Here is a 20,747-nt window from a genome sequence, read left to right on the forward strand (position 1 = left end):
AGCCATAGGATCGCGGCATGGCCGACGATGACGTGCATTCCTCCCCCGCACCCGACACCTCGCGCCGAGGTTTCTTCAAGATCGGCGGTGCGGCCCTCGCGGGCGCGGTCGTCGGCGGCGCGGGGGGTGCGGCGATCGGAGCGTCGGTCGCGGCCGGTGCTCGCGACGGGTTCGCCGACGAGCCGGACCCCTTCGCCGCGCTGACCCCGCGCAGCGAACCCGGGTTCGACCACATCGTGGTCGTGATGGGCGAGAACCGCTCGTTCGACAACCTCCTCGGGTATCTGTACTCGAAGGAGAACCTCCCGGCGGGTGAGAAGTTCGAGGGCCTGGCGTTCGGCACGCACAGCAACACGGCTTCCGACGGCACGGTGGTCGAGGCGCACGTCTACGAGGGTGAGACCGATCGCATCATGAGCCACCCCGACCCCGATCCGGGTGAGGAGTATCCGCACGTCAACACCCAGATCTTCGGAACCGTGGACCCGAAGTCGAACGCCGAGCTCTTCGTCGACCAGATGGAGGCGCCGTACAACGCGCCGACCAACGGCGAGAAGGCGTCGATGTCGGGATTCCTCCAGGACTACATCATCAACTTCCGCCGCCTGCGCAAGGGCAAGGAGCCGACCGTCGACGAGGCGAAGCACATCATGGGCTCCTTCTCCCCCGCGATGCTGCCCGTGCTGTCGACGCTCGCTGCCGAGTTCGCGGTTTTCGACCACTGGTACGCCGCCGTCCCGTCGCAGACGTTCTGCAATCGCTCGTTCTTCCACGCCTCCACCTCGCACGGCTTCGTGACGAACCAGGCCGGCGGCGGCTACGACAAGTGGATCGATGCGCCCGCAGCCCCGACCGTGTTCAACCGGCTCGAGGAGAAGAAGCTCGACTGGAAGATCTACATCGACAAGCTCCAGCTCGTCTCCTTCACGGGCATGCTGCATGCACCGGTGCTGGAGAAGTACTGGCGTACGGACCACTTCGGCACGATGGAGGACTTCTACGCCGATGTGAAGGACGGGAAGCTCCCCGCCTATGCGTTCATCGAGCCGCGGATGGTCTACGACCACAACGACTTCCACCCGCCGTTCGGTTCACCCCGCGAGAGCTTCGTCGAGGGCGAGGAGGTCTTCGACAGTGCGATCTCCGACGTGCGCGCCGGCGATCTGCTGATCCACGAGATCTACGAGGCGGTGCGCACGAGCGCGTCTCCGACCGGGTCGAACGCCGTCAACACCCTGCTGCTGATCACCTTCGACGAACACGGCGGATGCTACGACCACCTGCCGCCGCCCGCGGCGACGAAGCCGACGAAAGACACCGGAGCGGGCGAGATGGGGTTCACCTTCGATCGACTCGGATGCCGCGTCCCAGCCATCGCGGTGTCGGCGTACACGAAGCGCGGCACCATCATCCACGACGAGATGCACCACGGCTCGGTCACGGCGACGCTCTCGCGTCTGCACGGCCTGAAGCCGCTGAACGACCGGGACGCCTCGGCCAACACGCTGTTCAACGTGGTGAATCTGGATCAACCCCGGCATCCGGCCGACTGGCCGACGACGAAGCCCTCCTATACGCCGCCGAACCCGGAGGAGGCGGTGCCGCAACCCGATCTCAAGGAGCACCTCAAGCCGCTGACGCCGCCGGCTCGCGGGCTGCTCGGGCTGCTTCTGGCGCGCTACGGCAAGCCCGGGGAGAAGGAGCCGGAGACGTTCGCCGACGCGTACAAGCTCCTCCACGAGCACGGAGAAGAGCTCTTCGGCCCGGCGAAGGGCAGCTGACCGCGGTCGCACTCTTCGCCTGCGGTCGCACGATTCCCAGGAAACGTGCGACGCAGGGGCGGATCTCCGTCGCGGCTGCTTCCGCGCGGAGCGCCGGCGGCTACTTCCGCGCGGAGCGCCGGCGGCCGAGGATCAGGAGTGTCGCGCCGAGCACGAGAACGGCAGCACCGCCTGCGGCCCAGGCCAGCGCCTCGGGCCCCAACCCGGTGGCGGGCAACGCATCGTTCCCTCCGCCGGCCGGCGGAGTGCTCGGGTCCGGCGGGTCCGTGGGGTCCGGCGGCACCACGACGACATCCGCGGCGAGCGTGAAGTCCTGCTCGGCGATGACGTCACCGGCGGCGGTGATCACGACCGTGCGCGTCGGCGAGCCGACGACGCTCGTGCCCGTCGGAGGAACCACCGTGAGGGTGTAGGTGCCGGGCGGCAGCGCGCCCAGCCCGAACGAGCCGTCCGCATCGGACGTGAGCTGCTGCGGGGCGCCGGGTCCGGTGAGCGTCACCACCACTCCCGCGACGGGGGCACCGTCGTCGTCGCGCACGGTTCCGTCGATGGCGCCGAGGCGCGCCAGCTCGAAGTCCACGTTCTCCACGTCGACCGCGGCCACCTGTTCGTTCCGCGTGACGGGAGACGTCGCGACGAACCCTGCGGGCGTCGTCATCGTGATCGCGTAGTCACCGGCAGCGAGGCGGGGGAACGAGTACGCCCCCGATCCATCCGTCACGCGCGTGAGGGTTGCCCCTCCCGGAGCGACCGCAGTGACGGTCACACCGGCCACACCCGTCCCGTCGAACCGAACCGTGCCTCGCAGGTCGGCGTTCTCGGCGACCACGAAGTCGACGTCCGTGATCGGGACCTCGCTGCCGCCCGGAACCGTCACGGGAGACGGCTGGGTGGCGATGGTGTACCCGGGCGGGGTCGTGAGCGAAACCGGATGCGTCCCGACCGCCACCTGGTCGAACAGGTAGCTCCCGTCGGCATCCGTCGTGGTGGTCTGCCCGTCGATCGTCACGGTCGCCCCGGGGATCGGGGCGCCGGTGGTGTCGGTCACAGTTCCGGAGACCGCGACGGGCACGATGTCGCGCAGTCCGAAGTCGGCGACGGCGTCCCCGCCGCTCAGGTTCGCGGCGACCGTGGTCGGCCCGGTCGAGATCTTGCCCGCGGGCGGAGTCACGCGCACGGTGTAGCCGTCAGCGGCGACGAACCCGGGGAAGGAGTACGTTCCGTCCGCAGCGGTCGTCGTGGTTCCTACAACCGTGCCGTTCGCATCGGTCAGCGTGAGCGGGATCCCCCCCACCGGGGCGCCGGTGTCGGTGACCGTGCCGGTGACGTCCTGGGCGATCGACGCGAACCAGGTCTGATAGACCGGCAGTCCCGAGCGGCGCGTGAAGATCAGGCTGAGGGAGCTGATCGGCGTGCTCGGCTCGAACCATGCCGCCGCGCCACTGGTGTCCAGGGCCGCCGCGTTGCCGGTGAGGGTGAGGGTGGTGGCATCCCAGCTCGGCACGTCATCGGCAGCACCCGTGCACGACGGCTTGCCCACGATCCCCGGGGCGCAGTAATTGAACCGGTCCCGCAGCCCGATCTCCGTCGCGTCGAGCACGTGTCCGTCGGGGGCGACGGCGTGGATGCGCACCGAGTCCGCGTCGATGTCTCCGACCGCGAAGGCCCATCCCGAGGTCGGGGTCGGCGTCGCGAAGGAGTAGGTCGTCGTCGAGGGACTCGTGGCGTTGTCGGCCCGGGGGCGCAGGTTCAGGTACGGCTGGTCCCTGCTCGAGCCGTACTTCGCCCCGATCGCGGTGCCCTCCGACAGCCAGGTCGAGGCACCGCTGATCACTCCCACCTGTCCGCCGCGTGAATCGCTGGTGACCGTCGCGGTGATCGCGGGCTTCGCCGCCACCTGGACCGACGTCGTGAAGGCTCCGCCCACACCGACGAGCGGCTGCCAGGTCGCCCAGGAGGCGACGGTCGCGGCCGAGGCGGGAAGGGCGCCGACGAGCACGGCGATGAGGACGATGGTTCCGGCGATGGTCGCTCTGCGAGAGGCACGCATGCGGTCAGAGTACTGGTATACCGATCGACGGGGAAGTGAATTCCCGTCGACAGGCGCCCGGTGACCGCGCGCGCCTCACTCAGACGGCGTCGCCCTGAACGGGTCCCTCCGTGTTGGGCTTCCAGCCGAGCGCCGGGGCGACGTGCGTCGCGAACGCCTCCAGCACGTGCAGGTTGTACTCCGGGCCGAGCTGGTTCGGGATCGTCAGAAGAAGGGTGTCGGCGGCCATCACGGCCTCGTCCTGCTTCAGCTGCTCGATGAGCACATCCGGCTCGGCGGCGTACGTCTTGCCGAAGGTCGAGCGAAAGCCATCGATCACACCGATCTGATCGGCGTTCTCCTCGCTGCGCAGCCCGAAGTACGCCCGGTCCATGTCGGAGACCAGCGGGAAGACGCTGCGGCTCACCGAGATCCGAGGGCGGCCGGTGTGCCCTGCCGCTTTGTAGGCGGAGCGGAACAGTTCGATCTGCTCGCGCTGCAACTCGTGGAACGGCTGCCCGGTAGCCTCGGTCACGAGGGTCGAGCTCATCATGTTGAGCCCCTTGCGCCCCGTCTCCTCGGCTGTGGCGCGCGAACCCGAGCCCCACCAGATGTGGTCGCGGAGGGTCGGCGACTGGGGCTCGATCGCGAGGTACCGACCGGCACCCACCATGCGCGGGTCGCCGGGAGCGATGCCCTCGCCGTCGATCGCCCGCAGGAACAGGTCGAACTTCTCCCGCGCGAGCACGCTGCCGCGCTCCGGGTCCTCCTCGTCGACGTAGCCGAACGTCTCGTAACCGCGCAGCGCCGTCTCGGGTGAACCACGGCTCACGCCGAGTGCGATCCTGCCGTCAGCGATCAGGTCGAGGGCGGCTGCCTCCTCGGCGAACTGGAACGGGTTTTCGTAGCGCATGTCGATCACGCCCGTGCCGACTTCGATGCGCTTCGTGCGCGCGGCCATGGCCGACAGCAACGGCATCGGCGACGCGGCCTGACGTGCCCAGTGATGCACGCGCACCGAGGCGCCGTTCACGCCGATCTCGTCGGCGCCTTCGGCGATCTCGATCGTCTGCTTCAACATGTCACCCGCAGTGCGGGTCGCCGATCCGGGAACGTCGGCGTAGTGACCGAAAGAGAGGAATCCGAAAGCCTTCATGATCTATTCCAACGCATGAATCGGAGGACTATTCCCCCGGCAGCAGGATGCCGTCGAGGATGAGGGAGCGGATGCGGGGCTCGAGGTCCGCCCACAGGTCGGCGAGCGGCACCTCGAACAGGTCCGCCAGCGCGGCCGCGATCTGCACCACGGTGAGTTCGCCGTCGCACGCGCCCACGAAGCCGGCGAGCGCAGGATCGACCGAGATCGTGCGCCCGAAGCCGCCGCCCTGACGCAGCTCGATCACGCTCGGATCGTCGTCGCCCGGCATCAGGTGCCGCGCCTCGGTGACATCTGCAGCCACCACCAGCGTCGTCGGCAGCCCGTCGGCGAGCACGTCCTGCGCCGCGAGACCGGTAGCCAAGGCGGCCCCGACGTTCGAGATGTGCTGGGCGATGCGCTCGGTGCGCCGCAGCGGTTCGCCGGACGTTCCCCGACGCATCAGCACGTAGCCGAAGCCGATCGAGGTCACTCCGCGGGCGGCGAAGTCGTCGAGCCACGCGGTCAGCAGCGGCGTGAAAGCGGGGTCGCGCGGCGTGGTGCCGCCATCGCGGATCCACAGCTCCGCATAGCCCAGGGGCGTGAGTTCCTCCCGCTCGATCACCCACAGGTCGAGGTCGGCGGGCACCCAGGCCTCGAGGCGAGCGAGCCCGGTGACCGCGGCCTTCGACTCCCAGTTGCCGAGCAGCTGCGCGATGCCGTTCCGCGTCAGATGGGCGGGGGCGCTGCGCACGAACTGCTCGACCAGCGCATCCCCCACGAGCCCGCCGTCACGGTATTCGTACGCAGGAACCCCCTCGACGCGCGGGGTGATCACGAACGGAGGATTCGAGACGATCAGGTCGAACGCCTCCCCCGCCACCGGCTCGAACATGCTGCCGTGACGGAACTCGATGTTCGTCACCCCGTTGAGGCGCGCATTGAGCTCGGCGAACGCGAGCGCCCTCGTCGAGATGTCTGTGGCGACCACGGTGCCCGCCCGTCGCGCGACGAGGAGCGCCTGGATGCCGCAGCCGGTGCCGAGGTCGAGCGCGCGGTCCACTTCGATCGGGACGACGGTCTCGGCGAGCGTGCGCGACGCTCCGCCGACACCGAGCACGTGGTCCGCGGGCAGCGGTCCGTCGAGAGCGACCTCGTCGAGGTCGCTCGCGATCCACCATTCGCCGATCCCGTCGGCATCCACGAACGACTGCGGTCGCAGCAGGGCCGTCGGTGTCACGGTGTCGGCGTCGGTCTCGGCGAGACCCAGCGCCACGAGTCCGTCCACGCCCAGCTGCGGCAGGGCCTCGACCACGTGCGTGCGCGGTTGCGGCATCCCCAGCACGAGCAGACGACCGAGCGTCGCGAGCGTGCCGGAGTCCCCGTCGATGGCTCGTAGGATCGGCTCCCGCATCCCGCGGGCGAGTGCGTCGTCCGCCTCCTCGCCCCACAGGCGCCGCAGCGGCTCGGAGCGGAGGTCCGCGGCGTCGAGATCCGCGGCGAGCGCGGCCGTGCGGAGCGGGTCGGGGACGGGAGCGGGGGTGTCGGACACGGCCGTCACTCTACGCGTCTTCAGGGTTCTCTTTCGTGGAGCCTCCTAGAATCACTAGGTCAGTACTCACGAGCAGCCCCGTCCCGGGCGTTCGAGGAAGACCTTCATGACCGCGATCACCCCCGACATCGGCCTCCGTGCGCGCCTGCGACGGCTCGCAGGCAGGACGGCTGTTCTCGCGATCGCACTCGGCGGCTGCGCGTTGGTCGCGCCGAGCGTGGCCGTCGCCGCCGATCAGGCGCAGACCGGCGACGAGCCAAGCGTCGAGCTGCATGTGTCGGCCGGTCTTCGCGGCCTCGTCGCACCGGGATCCTCCACGTCGGCGATCGTCACGGTGCAGAACGGTGCCGACTCGGCGCTCAGCGCGGGTCAGGTCGAGGTCGAACTCAATCGCACGCCGCTCACCGATGCGGCGGCCGTGTCCACGTGGCTCGACGACGGCGACGCGGCAGGCGATTTCGCCTCCATCGGCGCGGATGACACCGACCCGATCGATGGCGATGCGTCGGCGACGACCACCGTCTTCGTGTCCGAGGCCACCCTGGGCGACCTCGCGCCCGGTGTCTACCCGCTGCGCGCGGAGCTCAGCGCATCGACCGGTGACCCCGCAGCCGAAGACACCGAGACCGTCGACGCGACCGCGACGAGCGTGCTGGTCGTCGCGGCCCCCCAGACCTCGCAGGTCGGAGTGCTCGTTCCCCTCACGGCGACGCCGGAAGGCGGCGCCCTGCTGTCGAGTGCTGAGCTCTCGGAGCTCACCGGTCCCGACGGAGCCCTGACCGCCCAACTCGACGGCGTCGCCGGGACGACTGCCGTGCTGGCCATCGACCCGTCCATCCCCGCCGCGATCCGGGCGCTCGGCACCGCCGCCCCGGAGACCGCCCGTGACTGGCTCACACGACTCGACAACCTGCCGAACGCGCGTTTCGCGCTGCAGTTCGGTGATGCGGATGCGACGGCGCAGGCGCAGGCGGGTCTGCCCGAGCTGCTCCAGCCCCGGGCTCTCGCCCCGTTGCTCGATCCCGCGAACTTCCCGCGCGTGCCGGTCACGGCCACACCGACCGATGCGACCGATGCGACGCCCGGTCCGACTCCGAGTGTCACGGAGTCCCCGGCACTTCCCAGCGACGACGAGCTCGCCGCGATCGACGGAGCGCTGCCGCACATCCTGTGGCCGCAGAGCCCGCTCACCTCAGCCGACCTGACCGCCTTCGCCGGCTACGTGGGCGACGACACCACGACGATCGTCTCGTCGGCGACGGTCGGCGGTCAGAGCACTGCTCATGCAACGGCCGGCGGCAACGACCTCCTGGTCACGGATGCTGCGACGTCCGACGTGTTCTCGCGGGTGGCGGCAGAGCGGAATCCCGCCGAGCGTCAGCGTCTTCTCGCCGAAGCCGCGGCACTCCTCCAGTTGGCACAGGGCAGCGCGCCCGCGGCTCCTCTGCTCATCGGACTCGACCGGGACGAGAACCGCACCTCCGACGCTCTCCGCGACGCGATCACCGCAGCCGATTCGGCCGGGTTCGAGCTCCCGACGCTCCGGGCAACCGCACCCGTCGCGGCGACCGTCGCCGGGGAGCCGGATGCCGCGCGAGCCAACGCCGTCACGACGCTCCTCGCGGATGAGTCCCGGCTCACCGCCTTCTCGTCGATCCTCGCCGACCCGCAGGTGCTGCTCAGCCCCGAGCGTATCCGGATCCTGCGCACGCTCTCCGTCGGAACGTCGGCCGACGCTTTCGCCGAGCGTCTTGCCGATCATCAGGCACAGACGACCGCCACTCTGAACGCGGTCAACATCCCTCAGTCCAGCACGATCCAGCTGCTCACGGCGAATGCCGATCTGCCGATCGCGGTGCGCAACGATCTGCCGTGGCCCGTGACGGTGCAGCTCTTCGTCTCGCCGACGGATCCGCGTCTCGAGGTCAGGTCCCCGGACGAGACGGTCGTGCAGGCTCAGTCCACGACCCGCATCAAGGTGCCGGTGTCGGCGCGGGTCGGCAGTGGCGAGGTCGACCTCCGACTCAGTCTCTACAGCCCCACGGGCGTGCAGATCCAGGGGGATCAGACGCTCAGGGTCGCGGTGCGTGCGGAGTGGGAGACGATCGGTCTCGTCGTCCTCGGCGGCATCATCGTGCTGCTGATCGCGCTCGGCGTGATCCGCACCGTGCGTCGCAAGCGCCGTGAGGCGGCCGAGGAATCGGCCGTCGAAGCGCAGATCGAAGCCCTGGAGGAAGAGGAAGCCGTGGAAGCCCGCCCGGATGCCGCCACGACAGAAGACCCGCGTGAGTAGCCTCGGCCGCGCCAGCGCCGTCATCGGCGCCGGCACACTCGTCTCGCGCCTCACCGGCCTCCTGCGCAGCATCGTCCTCGTCGGAGTGATCGGCTCGTACAAGTCCGGTCCCGCCGATGCGTTCACGTACGCCAATCAGCTGCCCAACAGCGTCTTCTCCTTGATCTCCGTCGGCATCCTGACGGCGGTCATCGTGCCGCAGATCGTGAAGGCGACGGCGGATGCCGACGGCGGCAACGCCTTCATCTCGAAGCTCTTCACACTGGGAACCGTGGTCCTGGTCGTCGTCACCGGTATCGCGACGGTGGCCGCACCCTGGTTGGTCCACCTGGTGGCCGGCAACGCGAAGCCCGACATCATCGCTCTCGCCACGGCCCTCGCGTATTGGTGCCTCCCCCAGATCCTGCTCTACGGCCTCTATGCACTTCTCGGAGAAGCACTGAACGCCCGCCGCATCTTCGGTCCGTTCACCTGGGCCCCGGTCGTGAATAACGTCGTCTCCATCATCGGATTCCTGATCCTGGGGGCGGTGTTCGCGCCCGTCTCGACCGATGCGGCGTACTGGACACCGGCGATGATCAACACTCTCGGCGGAACCGCGACGCTCGGCATCGCCCTCCAGGCCGTGGTGCTGCTCGTGTTCTGGCGTCGGACCGGTCTCGCCCTCAAGCCGGACTTCCGGTGGCGGGGCGTAGGGCTCGGGGCTGTGGGGCGCCTGGCGGGGTGGACGTTCCTCATGGCGTTCGCCAGTCTCGCCGCAGGTTTCCTGCAGGGATTCATCGTCAGTGAGGCGGCGGGAGCGGGAGCGTCGGCGACCGTCACGGCGAATGCCTGGTTGATCTTCATGCTCCCTTACTCGGTGATCGTGCTGTCGATCGGTACGCCTTACTTCACCCAGATCAGCGAGCATGCCGCGGCCGGTCGCGACGGGGAGGTCCGTGAGGACATCGCCCGGAGCATCCGCACGCTCCTCTTCTTCATCGTCGCCGCCACGGCCGCCGTCGCTGCTGCGGCGGTCCCCGCCTCACGGGTGTTCACGAAGGATGCCGAGGGCGTCACCGCGGAGAGCGCCGCCCAGTCGGCAGCTGTCGTCCTGCTCTGCTATCTCGTCAGCCTGATCCCGCTCACGATCCTCTTCATCGTCCAGCGCACGTTCTACGCCTACGACGACACTCGTACTCCGTTCTGGTTCACGATCTTCCAGTGCGTGCTGATCGTGCTCACGGCACTGGCGGCATGGGCGCTCTATGAGGGCGGCGCGATCCCCCTCACGTCCCTTGCCGCCGCCGTCGCGCTCGGTCAGTCGATCGCGAGCATCCTGCAGACCCTGGTGGCCACCTGGCTGTTGCACCGCAAGATCGGCGGACTGCAGATCGGTTCATGGATGGCCGCCATCGCCCGCTTCACGGTCGCCGCAGTGCCTGCTGGCCTCGCGGGATGGGGGGTACTCGTGCTCGCTGGCGGCGCCGATGGGTGGATGGTCGCGAGTCCCGTTCTCGGAGCCATCGGCACCGCGATCATCGGCCTCACGGTCGTGGTCGTCTACGTGGCGATCCTCGCCCTCATGCGGGCCCCCGAACTGAAGGCGGCAGGCTCCCTCGTCCGTCGTTTCCTTCCCGGTCGCTGATCCGCGCGCGGAGGCGTCTCCCAGCCCGGTGGCGCACACTGGCGAGGGAATGCCGCGCGGTTACCATGGGTTGAAGCAGTCGAAGGTCATTCGACCGCAGTTTCTAAGACGGAGAGCACATGCGTCAGGTCATCATCATCGGCTCCGGCCCCGCCGGATTCACGGCTGCCATCTACGCGGCCAGGGCGAACCTCAAGCCGCTGCTCATCGCGAGTTCGGTCGAGGTCGGCGGCGAGCTCATGAACACCACCGAGGTCGAGAACTACCCGGGCTTCCCCGAGGGCATCCAGGGTCCCGAGCTGATGGCGAAGTTCCAGGAGCAGGCCGAGAAGTTCGGCACCGAGGTCCTGTACGACGACGTCACCGAGCTCGACCTGGCCGGCCCCGTCAAGAAGGTCACGCTGGGTTCCGGTGCGGTCCACGAGGCCCAGTCGCTGATCTACGCGACCGGCTCGGCCTACCGCAAGCTGCAGATCGCCGGCGAGGAGCGCCTCTCCGGTTACGGCGTCTCCTGGTGCGCGACCTGCGACGGGTTCTTCTTCCGCGAGAAGACGATCGCGGTCGTCGGCGGCGGCGACTCCGCTATGGAAGAGGCCACGTTCCTCACCCGTTTCGCCGAGAAGGTCTACGTGATCCACCGCAAGGACACGCTGCGGGCCTCCAAGATCATGCAGGAGCGCGCTTTCGCGAACGAGAAGATCGAGTTCGTGTGGAACAGCGAGGTCGCCGAGGTCCTCGGTGGCGACTCCGTCTCCGGTGTGCAGCTGCGCAACACGGTCGACGGCACGCTGAGCGACCTGCCCATCGACGGACTCTTCATCGCGATCGGCAACGACCCTCGCACGCACCTGGTGCACGACAAGCTCGAGCTGACCGCAGAGGGCACCATCTGGGTCGACGGCCGCTCGTCGAAGACCTCGGTTCCCGGTGTGTTCGCCGCCGGCGACGTGATCGACCCGACCTACCGCCAGGCCATCACGGCTGCCGGCACCGGAACGATCGCGGCGCTGGATGCAGAGCACTTCCTCGCGGATCTCGAGGATGTCTCCGTGGAGGTTCCGGCTGCGGAGGCCGCCGAGATCATCGTCGCCTGAGGCGGCGGGAACACTTTTCCCTCGTCCGCTGTTGTAGCAGGCGAACCCCAATCAAGGAGAACTCTGATGAGTGCAAAGGCTACGAGCCAGGCGACCTGGGAGCAGGACGTTCTGCAGGCCGACGGTCCGGTGCTGGTGGACTTCTGGGCTGAGTGGTGTGGTCCGTGTCGCATGGTCGCGCCGGTTCTGGACGAGATCCAGGCCGACAACCCCGACAAGATCACCATCGTCAAGCTCAACGTCGACGAGAACCCCGAGCTGGCGATGAAGTATCAGATCACGTCGATCCCGGCGATGAAGGTCTTCCAGGGCGGTGAGGTCAAGACGACCATCATCGGTGCGAAGCCGAAGTTCGCGCTCGAGAAGGACCTCGCCGCATTCATCGGCTGATCCTCTGACGTCGAAAGGCCGCCATCCCCCGGGGTGGCGGCCTTTTCGTGTTCTCAGGCGGTCAGGACGCGTCTGCGACGCTGGGGTCCCAACGACGGTGGCGCTGCTTCTCGTCGAGGAGCCCCCAGACGGCCGAGGTCAGTTCGGGATACTCCAGCGCGATCTGGCGCAGCACACGGTAGTGCCGAGCGGCGTTCGGGCGCACTCCGCCGTTCGCGTTGATGTTGTCCGCGCGCAGAAGGTAGACGACCAACTCGTCGACGCTCGGAAGCTCCTCCATGAACTCCCAGGGGTCTTCCCCACCGAGGAGTCGCTCCTGGATGAGCACCGCGAGTTCGTCCGCCGCCTCCGCGCGCAGCACTTCCAAGCTGGCTCGGCGCTGTACGGACTCGGTCATGCATCCAGCCTACGTCCGCTGCGCACCCCCGCGGCGCACGACCTTCATGTTCTCGGTCATGTCCTCGAGCTCCTTGCCCTTGGTCTCGGGGACCTTGAAGAACACGAAGAAGAACGACAGGAGGGCGAAGAACGCGTAGAAGCCGTAGGCGAACGTGAGTCCGATCTCGGCGAAGGCCGGGAACGTGGTCGAGATGAAGAAGTTCGCGACCCACTGTGCGGCCGCAGCGACCGCGAGAGCCCCGGCGCGAATGGAGTTCGGGAAGATCTCGCCCAGCAGCACCCACACCAAGGGGCCCCAGCTCGCACCGAAGAACACCACGAAACCGTTCGCGCAGATCAGGGCGATGGTCGCCCATGGGTCGGGAAGCGTCGCCGTCCCCTGGGCATCGAGGGTTCCGAACGAGAACGCGACCGCCATGAGCCCCAGCGTCACCGTCATGCCGACGGATCCCACGAGGAGCATGATCCGTCGGCCGATCCTGTCGACCAGGAGGATCGCCACGATCGTGACGACGATGTTCGTGACCGAGGTGATGACGGACGTGAGCAGTGCGCTCGACTCGTCGAATCCGACCGACTGCCACAGGGTCGTCGAGTAGTAGAAGATCACGTTGATGCCGACGAACTGCTGGAACACCGAGAGCAGGATGCCGATCCAGACGATCGGCTTCAGACCCAGGCGGTTTCCACGGAGGTCCCGCAGGGACTCGGACCGCTCCGTGTTGATCGTCCCGGTGATCTCCTTGATCTTCGCGTCGGTGTCGACCGTCCCCGTGACGGTCTCCAGAACCTCGGCTGCCCGTTCCAGCTCACCTTTTCGCACCAGATAGCGCGGCGATTCCGGCAGCCGCAGCGACACGAGCCCGTAGATGAGGGCGGGGATCGCCGCGACCATGAACATCCATCGCCAGGCTGTGAGCCCCCAGAGCGGCTGATCGGCGGCGCCCGCGATGTTCGCGAGCAGCGCGTCGGAGAGCAGCGCCGCGAAGATACCGGTTACGATCGCCAGCTGCTGCAGGGATCCGAGGCGCCCGCGCACGGCGGCAGGAGAGACTTCAGCGATGTACGCGGGAGCGATGACCGACGCCGCCCCGACACCCAGTCCGCCGATCACTCGCCAGACGATCAGATCGATGACGCCGAACGCGAGTCCGGAACCGATCGCAGAGATGAAGAACATCGCCGCGGCGACCACCATCACCGGGATGCGCCCGTACTTGTTGGACACCGGTCCCGCGAACCAGGCGCCCACGGCGCAGCCGATGAGCGCTGAGGAGACGGCGAATCCCTTCAGTGCGGTGCCGAGGTCGAACCCGGAGACGTCACCGGCGAGAGCGTCGACGGCTCCGTTGATCACGGCGGTGTCGAATCCGAAGAGGAAACCACCCAACGCGGCCGCGATGCTCACCGCGATCACGCGGCGTTTGATGGCAGCCGGATTTGCAGGTCTGGACATAACTGACTCCCCCTCGACGTCAAGATGACGCGAGTCTAGATGAAGGGTGGACGACGGTGGGTGTTACCTGGCGGAGCCGTAACCGCTCTCGCCGAGCTCCTCGAGAATGCGATTGAGATCCTGGATTGAGGCGAAATCAATCGTGACCTGGCCTTTTCGAGCGCCGAGAGCGATCTTGACGCGGGTGTTCAAACGATCTCCGAGCTTTCCGGCGACCTCGTCGAGGTACGCCCGACGTGCGCCGGGAGTCGCCTTCGTCGTCTTTCCGGCCGAGGGCTGCGACTTGGCGGCCTCTTCCGTGGCGCGCACGGACAGGTCTTCGTTCACGACCTTGTCGGCGAGACGCTGCATCGACTCGGGATTCTCGAGGCTGAGGATCGCGCGGGCGTGGCCGGCCGTGAGCACGCCGGCGGCTACTCGCTGCTGCACGGGGACAGGCAGCTTCAGCAAGCGGATCGTGTTGCTGATCTGGGGACGCGAGCGGCCGATACGCGTGGCCAGCTCCTCCTGCGTGATGCCGAAGTCCTCAAGAAGCTGCTGGTAGGCGGAAGCCTCTTCCAACGGGTTGAGCTCAGACCGGTGCAGGTTCTCGAGCAGGGCGTCGCGGAGGAGATCCTCATCGGCCGTCTCGCGGACGATGGCCGGAATCGTGTCGAGGCCTGCCTCGCGAGCGGCCCGGGTGCGCCGCTCCCCCATGATCAGCTCGTACTCACCCTCGGTGTTCTTGCGAACGACCACGGGCTGCAGCACGCCGAACTCGCGCACGCTGTGCACCAGCTCCGCGAGGTCTTCCGGGTTGAAGTGCGTCCGCGGCTGACGAGGGTTCGGAACGATCGCGTTGGGGTCGACCTGGATCAGATGAATCCCGGGAACCTCTTCCAGTGCCGGCACCTCGGCGTCGGGTCCGACGGTCGCCTCGGCGGCACTCGGCCGCAGGCTCGCACCGGGGAAGAAGACGTCGACGGGACGCTCCGCCTGATCAGCCGTGGGGATCAGGGCTCCGATACCCCGACCCAGTCCAGTGCGCTTGGCCATCATTTCTCCTTGCTCTGCGTCGCAGTCCGCGACGCGATCTCGACAGCGGCCTCGCGGTAGGCGATGGCGCCGGCCGACTGTCCGTCATAGGCGATCACGGTCTGCCCGAAGCTCGGCGCCTCCGACACTCGGACCGAGCGCGGAATCACCGTCTCCAGCACCTGATCGGGGAAGTGCGTGCGCACCTCTTCCGCCACCTGCTGGGCGAGGCGGGTCCGGCCGTCGAACATCGTCAGCAGGATCGTGGAGAGATGCAGGTCGGGATTCAGATGCTTCTGGATCATCTGGATGCTGCCGAGCAACTGGCTCAACCCTTCCAGTGCGTAGTACTCGCACTGAATCGGGATGAACACCTCGGACGCCGCCGTGAACGCGTTGATTGTGAGCAGCCCCAGCGACGGCGGGCAGTCGATGATCACGAAGTCCATCGGATTGTCGGCGAGGTAGTCCACGAGCGCGCGGCGCAGGCGGTGTTCACGCGCCACCTGTGCGACGAGCTCGATCTCCGCGCCTGCGAGGTGGATCGTGCTGGGCGCGCAGAAGAGATTGGGGTCTTCCGGACTCTGCTGCACGATGTCCGCGAGGGGGAATTCCTCGATGAGGACGTCGTAGACGCTGGGAATGTCGGCGCTGTGGGGAACACCCAACGCCGTCGAGGCATTGCCCTGCGGGTCGAGATCGATGACGAGGACCTTCGCACCCAAGCCGGCAAGGGCGGAGGCGATGTTCACGGCCGTCGTGGTCTTTCCCACGCCGCCCTTCTGGTTCGACACCGTCAGGACGCGCGTCTGGCCGCTGAACTCCACCGACGTGGCTTCCAGCGCACGCCTCCGAGCGGAAAGGTCGGCGATCTCCCGCGCGAGCGGCGTATCCATCCCGAACGATTCGTTCGACGATGTCTTCTCGGATTGTTTCACGTGAAACATCCACTCCTTTCGGGGCCGCGTTCCACTCTAATCGCTGCGGGCGACACCGGCTTACGTGGGCACAGTGCGGATCTCGCAACGCCCCAGTAATACGCTGCGCACCCGTCGAGTAAAGGGACCGCGGCATATCGGTGCGGCCGTCGGCCCACCGGCACACGGACGGCCGGGGCACCATGTTTCACGTGAAACGTTGTCTGCGTTTGCTGGTTGCCTGACCGGGACGACATGCCGAGAGGTGACCGGTGTCAGAGCAGCCCCAGCCGTGTGCCGGCTCTCCGAGCTCCTATCCACCGAGCGCACCGAAGCGATAGGAGGATGTCGCTGCTCCTGCGACGCTGGCGTCATCTTCTGACGTCCGCAGCGTGTCCACTCACCGTCGCCCCGACAGAGTCCCCCACGAAACATGCCCCACCCTCCCCCGCGAAGCACTGCCGCACGGCACACTTGCCGCGGCGCACACTCCCCACGACACGCCTCCGCGACGCACCGTCCGTGTGGCGGACTCCCACGACACAACCCCCTGGCAAACAGCCGGTTGCACACCGCCCGTGGCGCACTCCGCAGCATGCCCGTGGCGCCCCCCACGACACAACCCCCCTGGCAAACAGCCCGTCGCACGTCGGTAGCGCACTCCCCGCGGCATCCCCGGGCCGCATCGCCGTGGCACAATCCCCTCGGCACGCCCAATCCCCCACGGCACGCTCCACGGCGCACTCCGCACGGAGTGCTCCCGCACACCGCACTCCCTCCGAGCTACTCCGTGTGCCGCTCCCGCGCGCGGCCGCCGAGGAAGGCCCCTGTTTCACGTGAAACAAAGCGCCGGCCGCGGTGTGAGCCCGACTTCATCATGTCTGGTCGCCGCGGCCGACGGTCCCAGGTCGGCAGAGGTGTCGGTTCCCCGGTCGTCGATCGGCATCGAATGCCCGATCGTCACGCGATCCGACGTCGCACCCCGCACCCCGGTGCACATCTCGCCCCGTGGCCACACACCCCACACACTCGGACCAACTCACGGCTTTCATCGTCAGTCCCTCCTCCGCGCCATCGCATCCACGATCGTGACAGGGAGATCGTGCTCAGCCCCACCCCTACCCACAGATGTCGATCGGTGAGAGCGGGTTTCGCCACCTCAACCCGATGCCTCGATCCCCAGATGAGAAAGACGCATCAGCAAACGCCCACAGGAATTGACCGTGTACCCCTCACCCGACTCGCTTCGGCCCGCACGCAGTCGAGCTGATCCCCGCGTCACCGCGTCCGCGAACCCACGCTGAAGCGTTGCTCGGCCCCCCTCCCCTGCCCTCCAGCGGCAGTCGCGTGCTCGAAGATGTCCCCGGGACAACTCAGCACCGAGCCCCCGAAGCGGAACGCCCCCACCGAGAATCACTCGCATACGCTGGGTGCTTGTCGCCGGTGCCACCGTCTACGCAGCCCCACGAGGCGTCTGACATCCTCAGCGACAATCGGGCATCCGCACCCGCATCCGCGACACGGGGCGCCTTCAGTACCCCACCGGTCAGCACCCCTCCGTTTCACGTGAAACATCGCGATTACGCACCACACGAAGCTGGCGGCGTGAATGACTCACAGCGCTTCGGGAGCGCTCGGAGGGGACGGCGGGTAGTCCACTTCCACATCAGTCCCGATCCGAACGGTTTGCAGGCATCGCTTCGATACATCAAGTGTTCGACGCGCAGTCGCCACGGGAGCCATCACCTGGTCTTCTATCCGGCGAATGTCTGTGACCCCATCTCCATCGCCTTCGGTGTCATAGCCCGATCGCCGGGTCATGAACAGTTCGGGAATCCGGCCGCGAGACTCCGCATCACCGATGTTTCACGTGAAACGTCGACGCCGGAAACCTCCGCATACGACAAACGGGGTGTTTCACGTGAAACACCCCGTCTGCAATTCCTGCGAAGTTCAGCGAACGCGAGCCCGCACCACGCGCGTCGTCTCAGGGAGCACTCCATCCCCAAGTACCTCGACCCGCACGTCAGAGAGACGGAACTTCTTGACCTGCTTCTGGGCGGCCTCGATCTCATTCGCTGCGTTCATGCCCTTGAGCAGGGTGAGCTCTCCCCCGTCGCGCACCAGCGGCGCGGTGATCGGGATCAGAGTCCGCAGCGCACTCACCGCGCGGGCGGTGACGACATCGAATTCACCGGCAGGAGCGTCTTCAGCCCGCGCACGCAACACAGTGGTGTTGGTGAGACCCAACGCGGAAACCTGTTCGTTCAGCCAGGTGACCCGACGTTCCATCGGTTCGACGAGTGTCCACTGCACATCAGGGCGGGCGATAGCCAACACGATCCCGGGCAGACCGGCGCCGGACCCGATGTCGGCAACAGCTCCGTGGAAGAGCGGCGCGGCGATCACACTGTTGAGGATGTGCCGAGTCCACAGACGAGGAAGCTCCAGAGGACCGATGAGTCCTCGCTCCTCACCCTCGCGCGCGAGTGCGTCCGTGAAGGCGCGTGCGACATCGATGCGGTCTCCGAACAGTTCCGCAGAGACCGCCGGTTCCTGCTCGAGCTCACTCATGATCGTCCGGGAAGCACCGATGTTTCACGTGAAACATCAACGACGGCGAAGAACCGTGTGACGGTCGGCGCCCTCGCCGTACGACTCGGAGACGAGCCCGCGCTCCGCCGCGATGTCATGCACGAGCTTGCGCTCATAACTGGACATCGAGGGCAGAGATGCCTGCGAGGAACCCTCGTCGAGCTTGGCGGCAGCCGCGTCAACGAGAGTCTCGAGCTGACGGCGGCGAGTGTCCCGCGAGCCGGCGATGTCGAGGATGAGTCGCGAGAACGAACCGGTCTTGCTCTGCACCGCCAAACGCGTCAACTCCTGCAGTGCCTGCACGGTGTCGGGTGCGGAGAGCAGGGAGAGCCCATCGCCCTCCGCTTCGATCGAGACGTACGCACGCCCCTGACGAACGTCGAGATTCAGGTCTCCGTCGATGTCGGCGATGTCGAGGAGCTCCTCGAGGTAGTCCGCCGCGACGTCGCCTTCGTTCTCGAGCTGAGCAACGGTCGGCTCGGTGTTCTCGGTCATGGTCTCGCTCATGAACCGCTCCCCTTCTTCTTCGCACGCTTCTTGCCCACCGGCTGCTGACGCTTCGGTGCTTCGGCCTTGGCCTTCTCGGCCTCTTCGAGCAGACGCTGCTGCTCCGCCTCGTAAGCGGCCATCGGAACGACCTTGCCCGAGGAGTCGATCGCCTTGCCCTTGCGAGCCAGTCGCTCCTCACGGGCCTTCGCGGCTTCAGAGCCGGGAGTCGGCATCTCGCGGATGACGAGGAACTGCTGTCCCATGGTCCAGAGGTTCGAGATGAACCAGTACACGACGACGCCCAGCGGGAAGAAGACACCGGAGAAGATGAAGCCCAACGGCAGCACGTAGAGCATGATCTTCTGCATCTGGTACGCCTGGCCGGTCTTGGCCTCGGGCGACAGGTTCTTCGAGATGATCTGCAACTGCGTGAAGAACTGCGACGCGATCATGAGGACGACGAGAGTCACCAGGATGATGATCGCCGTGGTGTTCTGGGCGTCGACGGCGTTGCCCAGAGTCTCGTGCAGCGATGCGACACCGAAGAGCTTCGCGTCGTAGAACTCCTTCGTGAGCTCCGGGCTGAGCAGGCCGACGCCGCCGATGCCGTCCTTCGCGTGCTTGCTGACGTCGCTCAGCACACTGTAGAGCGAGAAGAAGATCGGCATCTGCACGAGCAGCGGCAGGCAGCTCGACATCGGCGTGGTGCCGTGCTTCTTGTACAGGGCCATGGTCTCGCGGCTCATGGCCTCGCGAGAGAGCTGATCCTTCTTGCCTCGGTACTTCTCCTGAACTTTTCGCAGTTCAGGAGCGATTTCCATCATCTTTCGCTGGCTCTTGATCTGCTTCACGAAGAGCGGGATCAGCGCAGCGCGCACGACGATCACGAGTCCCACGATCGACAGCACCCAGGTGATACCCGAAGCCGCCGGAAGGCCGACCGCCGTGAAGAGCCAGTGCCAGGCGACGAGGATGAGCTCGACGACCCACTTCAGCGGCCACAGGATGGTGCCGATCAGATCGAAGCCACCCGCAGCAGGGGCATCGCTGGGAGTGGAGCTGGCTAGCAGAAGGTCAAGACCCACCGATCAGTCCTTTCGGGAAGGGACGACGAAACCGTGTGCAGTCAGGTCGTAGCGGAAGTGTTCATGCGGACGGACGTCGTCGACGCCACCGCTGGTCCAGGGATTGCAGCGGAGGATGCGCCATGCCGAGAGCACCGCCCCCTTCACCGCGCCGTGCTGCTGCACCGCACCTACAGCGTAGGCGGAACAGCTGGGGTAGTACGCACAGACATCTCCGTACATCGGGGAGATGACCTTGCGGTACGCCGTGAGGAACCCCAGCACCAGATTGCGGGGGATCACGGGGATGCTGCGAACGAGGTCTCGTGTGTGCAGGTGTGCGTTCCCGACGGAAGAGGCGGGCAGCGCGGTCATGCCGACACCGCGGGCTGCACGGGCGCGAGTCTGCTCAGACACCGATCGACATCGGCGCGGAGTTCCGCGAACGACGCGGTCGCCGACGCAGGAAGGGCACGGATGACGACATCCGTGCCCTCGGGAACGCGCTGCAGCGCCTCCGCGCACACGGCTTTGAGTCGCCGACGCACGGTGTTGCGGACCACAGCGGTGCCCACCTGCTTGCTGATGATGAATCCGAACCTTGCGGCTCTGCTCTCGCCCGTCGTCAGCATCGAGGTGATGACGCGCGCCCCGCCACAACGGGATCCGCGTCGAACGACCAGACGGTAGTCGCTCCCGCGGGTCAGCCGATACGGGCGGGCGAGCACAGTGGACTACGCAGAGAGCTCGGTGCGGCCCTTCGCACGGCGGGCAGCGAGGATGCCGCGGCCGGCACGCGTGCGCATGCGGGCACGGAAGCCGTGCTTCTTGGCGCGACGACGGTTGTTGGGCTGGAAAGTGCGCTTGCTCATGGAATCACTCCGGGAATGCTGCCACCGGATTCACTTCGAC

The 20,747-nt window shown here is 67.2% G+C and carries 17 protein-coding genes and 1 pseudogene; 5 read left to right on the forward strand and 13 right to left on the reverse strand.

Going from position 1 to position 20,747, the window contains the following annotated elements:
• The first annotated feature begins 17 nt into the window (after positions 1 to 17).
• Positions 18 to 1,781, forward strand: coding sequence for an alkaline phosphatase family protein (locus DW298_RS11125; protein ID WP_136042543.1), 1,764 nt, complete (start codon positions 18 to 20; stop codon positions 1,779 to 1,781).
• A 100-nt stretch (positions 1,782 to 1,881) separates the two neighbouring features.
• On the opposite strand, the gene DW298_RS11130 is transcribed toward DW298_RS11125, so the two are convergent.
• The 3 genes from DW298_RS11130 to DW298_RS11140 form a co-directional block, all read right to left on the reverse strand.
• Positions 1,882 to 3,831: a carboxypeptidase regulatory-like domain-containing protein gene (locus DW298_RS11130; RefSeq protein ID WP_136042544.1), complete on the reverse strand. Its 1,950-nt coding sequence runs from the start codon at positions 3,829 to 3,831 to the stop codon at positions 1,882 to 1,884.
• A gap of 79 nt (positions 3,832 to 3,910) precedes the next feature.
• A complete protein-coding gene (locus tag DW298_RS11135) occupies positions 3,911 to 4,966 on the reverse strand; it encodes an LLM class flavin-dependent oxidoreductase (protein WP_136042545.1) in 1,056 nt (351 codons plus the stop codon).
• A gap of 28 nt (positions 4,967 to 4,994) precedes the next feature.
• Entirely contained in the window at positions 4,995 to 6,506 is a 1,512-nt protein-coding gene (locus tag DW298_RS11140) for a methyltransferase (RefSeq protein WP_136042546.1), read from the reverse strand.
• A 97-nt stretch (positions 6,507 to 6,603) separates the two neighbouring features.
• Between DW298_RS11140 and DW298_RS11145 the strand changes: the two genes are divergently transcribed.
• The 4 genes from DW298_RS11145 to trxA all read left to right on the forward strand — a co-directional run bounded on the left by DW298_RS11145 (position 6,604) and on the right by trxA (position 11,901).
• Positions 6,604 to 8,790, forward strand: a complete 2,187-nt coding sequence (locus tag DW298_RS11145; RefSeq protein WP_136042547.1) for a DUF6049 family protein — start codon at positions 6,604 to 6,606, stop codon at positions 8,788 to 8,790.
• Entirely contained in the window at positions 8,783 to 10,417 is a 1,635-nt protein-coding gene (gene murJ / locus DW298_RS11150; RefSeq protein ID WP_136042548.1) for a murein biosynthesis integral membrane protein MurJ, read from the forward strand. Before DW298_RS11145 ends, murJ begins: the two co-directional genes overlap by 8 nt.
• 119 nt (positions 10,418 to 10,536) lie before the next feature.
• The gene (trxB, locus tag DW298_RS11155) at positions 10,537 to 11,511 is read left to right on the forward strand and encodes a thioredoxin-disulfide reductase (protein ID WP_136042549.1); all 975 of its coding nucleotides are present in this window, start codon (positions 10,537 to 10,539) and stop codon (positions 11,509 to 11,511) included.
• A 66-nt stretch (positions 11,512 to 11,577) separates the two neighbouring features.
• The gene (trxA, locus tag DW298_RS11160) at positions 11,578 to 11,901 is read left to right on the forward strand and encodes a thioredoxin (RefSeq protein WP_136042550.1); all 324 of its coding nucleotides are present in this window, start codon (positions 11,578 to 11,580) and stop codon (positions 11,899 to 11,901) included.
• Between the two features lie 61 nt (positions 11,902 to 11,962).
• Here the strand turns inward: trxA and DW298_RS11165 are convergent, their stop codons facing one another.
• From DW298_RS11165 to rpmH, 10 genes and pseudogenes are all read right to left on the reverse strand, one after another.
• Positions 11,963 to 12,298, reverse strand: a complete 336-nt coding sequence (locus DW298_RS11165) for a tryptophan synthase subunit alpha (RefSeq protein ID WP_136042551.1) — start codon at positions 12,296 to 12,298, stop codon at positions 11,963 to 11,965.
• 9 nt (positions 12,299 to 12,307) lie between these two features.
• Positions 12,308 to 13,756, reverse strand: a complete 1,449-nt coding sequence (locus DW298_RS11170) for a sugar porter family MFS transporter (RefSeq protein ID WP_136042552.1) — start codon at positions 13,754 to 13,756, stop codon at positions 12,308 to 12,310.
• Positions 13,757 to 13,819: 63 nt separating this feature from the next.
• Complete coding sequence (locus DW298_RS11175) at positions 13,820 to 14,791, reverse strand: ParB/RepB/Spo0J family partition protein (RefSeq protein ID WP_136042553.1); 972 nt, start codon at positions 14,789 to 14,791, stop codon at positions 13,820 to 13,822.
• Positions 14,791 to 15,717, reverse strand: a complete 927-nt coding sequence (locus tag DW298_RS11180) for a ParA family protein (protein WP_136042554.1) — start codon at positions 15,715 to 15,717, stop codon at positions 14,791 to 14,793. The genes DW298_RS11175 and DW298_RS11180 overlap by 1 nt, the downstream gene beginning before the upstream one ends.
• A 1,923-nt stretch (positions 15,718 to 17,640) precedes the next feature.
• Positions 17,641 to 18,380: pseudogene (gene rsmG, locus DW298_RS11185) on the reverse strand (16S rRNA (guanine(527)-N(7))-methyltransferase RsmG).
• Positions 18,298 to 18,789, reverse strand: a complete 492-nt coding sequence (locus DW298_RS11190; RefSeq protein ID WP_091028043.1) for a R3H domain-containing nucleic acid-binding protein — start codon at positions 18,787 to 18,789, stop codon at positions 18,298 to 18,300. The pseudogene rsmG and the gene DW298_RS11190 overlap by 83 nt, the downstream one beginning before the upstream one ends.
• Positions 18,786 to 19,856: a membrane protein insertase YidC gene (gene yidC / locus DW298_RS11195; RefSeq protein ID WP_136042556.1), complete on the reverse strand. Its 1,071-nt coding sequence runs from the start codon at positions 19,854 to 19,856 to the stop codon at positions 18,786 to 18,788. Before yidC ends, DW298_RS11190 begins: the two co-directional genes overlap by 4 nt.
• 3 nt (positions 19,857 to 19,859) lie before the next feature.
• The gene (gene yidD, locus DW298_RS11200) at positions 19,860 to 20,210 is read right to left on the reverse strand and encodes a membrane protein insertion efficiency factor YidD (RefSeq protein WP_136042557.1); all 351 of its coding nucleotides are present in this window, start codon (positions 20,208 to 20,210) and stop codon (positions 19,860 to 19,862) included.
• The gene (gene rnpA, locus DW298_RS11205) at positions 20,207 to 20,563 is read right to left on the reverse strand and encodes a ribonuclease P protein component (RefSeq protein ID WP_136042558.1); all 357 of its coding nucleotides are present in this window, start codon (positions 20,561 to 20,563) and stop codon (positions 20,207 to 20,209) included. Before rnpA ends, yidD begins: the two co-directional genes overlap by 4 nt.
• A gap of 6 nt (positions 20,564 to 20,569) precedes the next feature.
• Positions 20,570 to 20,707, reverse strand: coding sequence for a 50S ribosomal protein L34 (gene rpmH / locus DW298_RS11210; RefSeq protein ID WP_013584598.1), 138 nt, complete (start codon positions 20,705 to 20,707; stop codon positions 20,570 to 20,572).
• Positions 20,708 to 20,747 lie beyond the last annotated feature (40 nt).

This window comes from Microbacterium sp. A20 (genome assembly GCF_004794515.1).
In the GTDB taxonomy this organism is placed as follows: Bacteria; Actinomycetota; Actinomycetes; order Actinomycetales; family Microbacteriaceae; genus Microbacterium.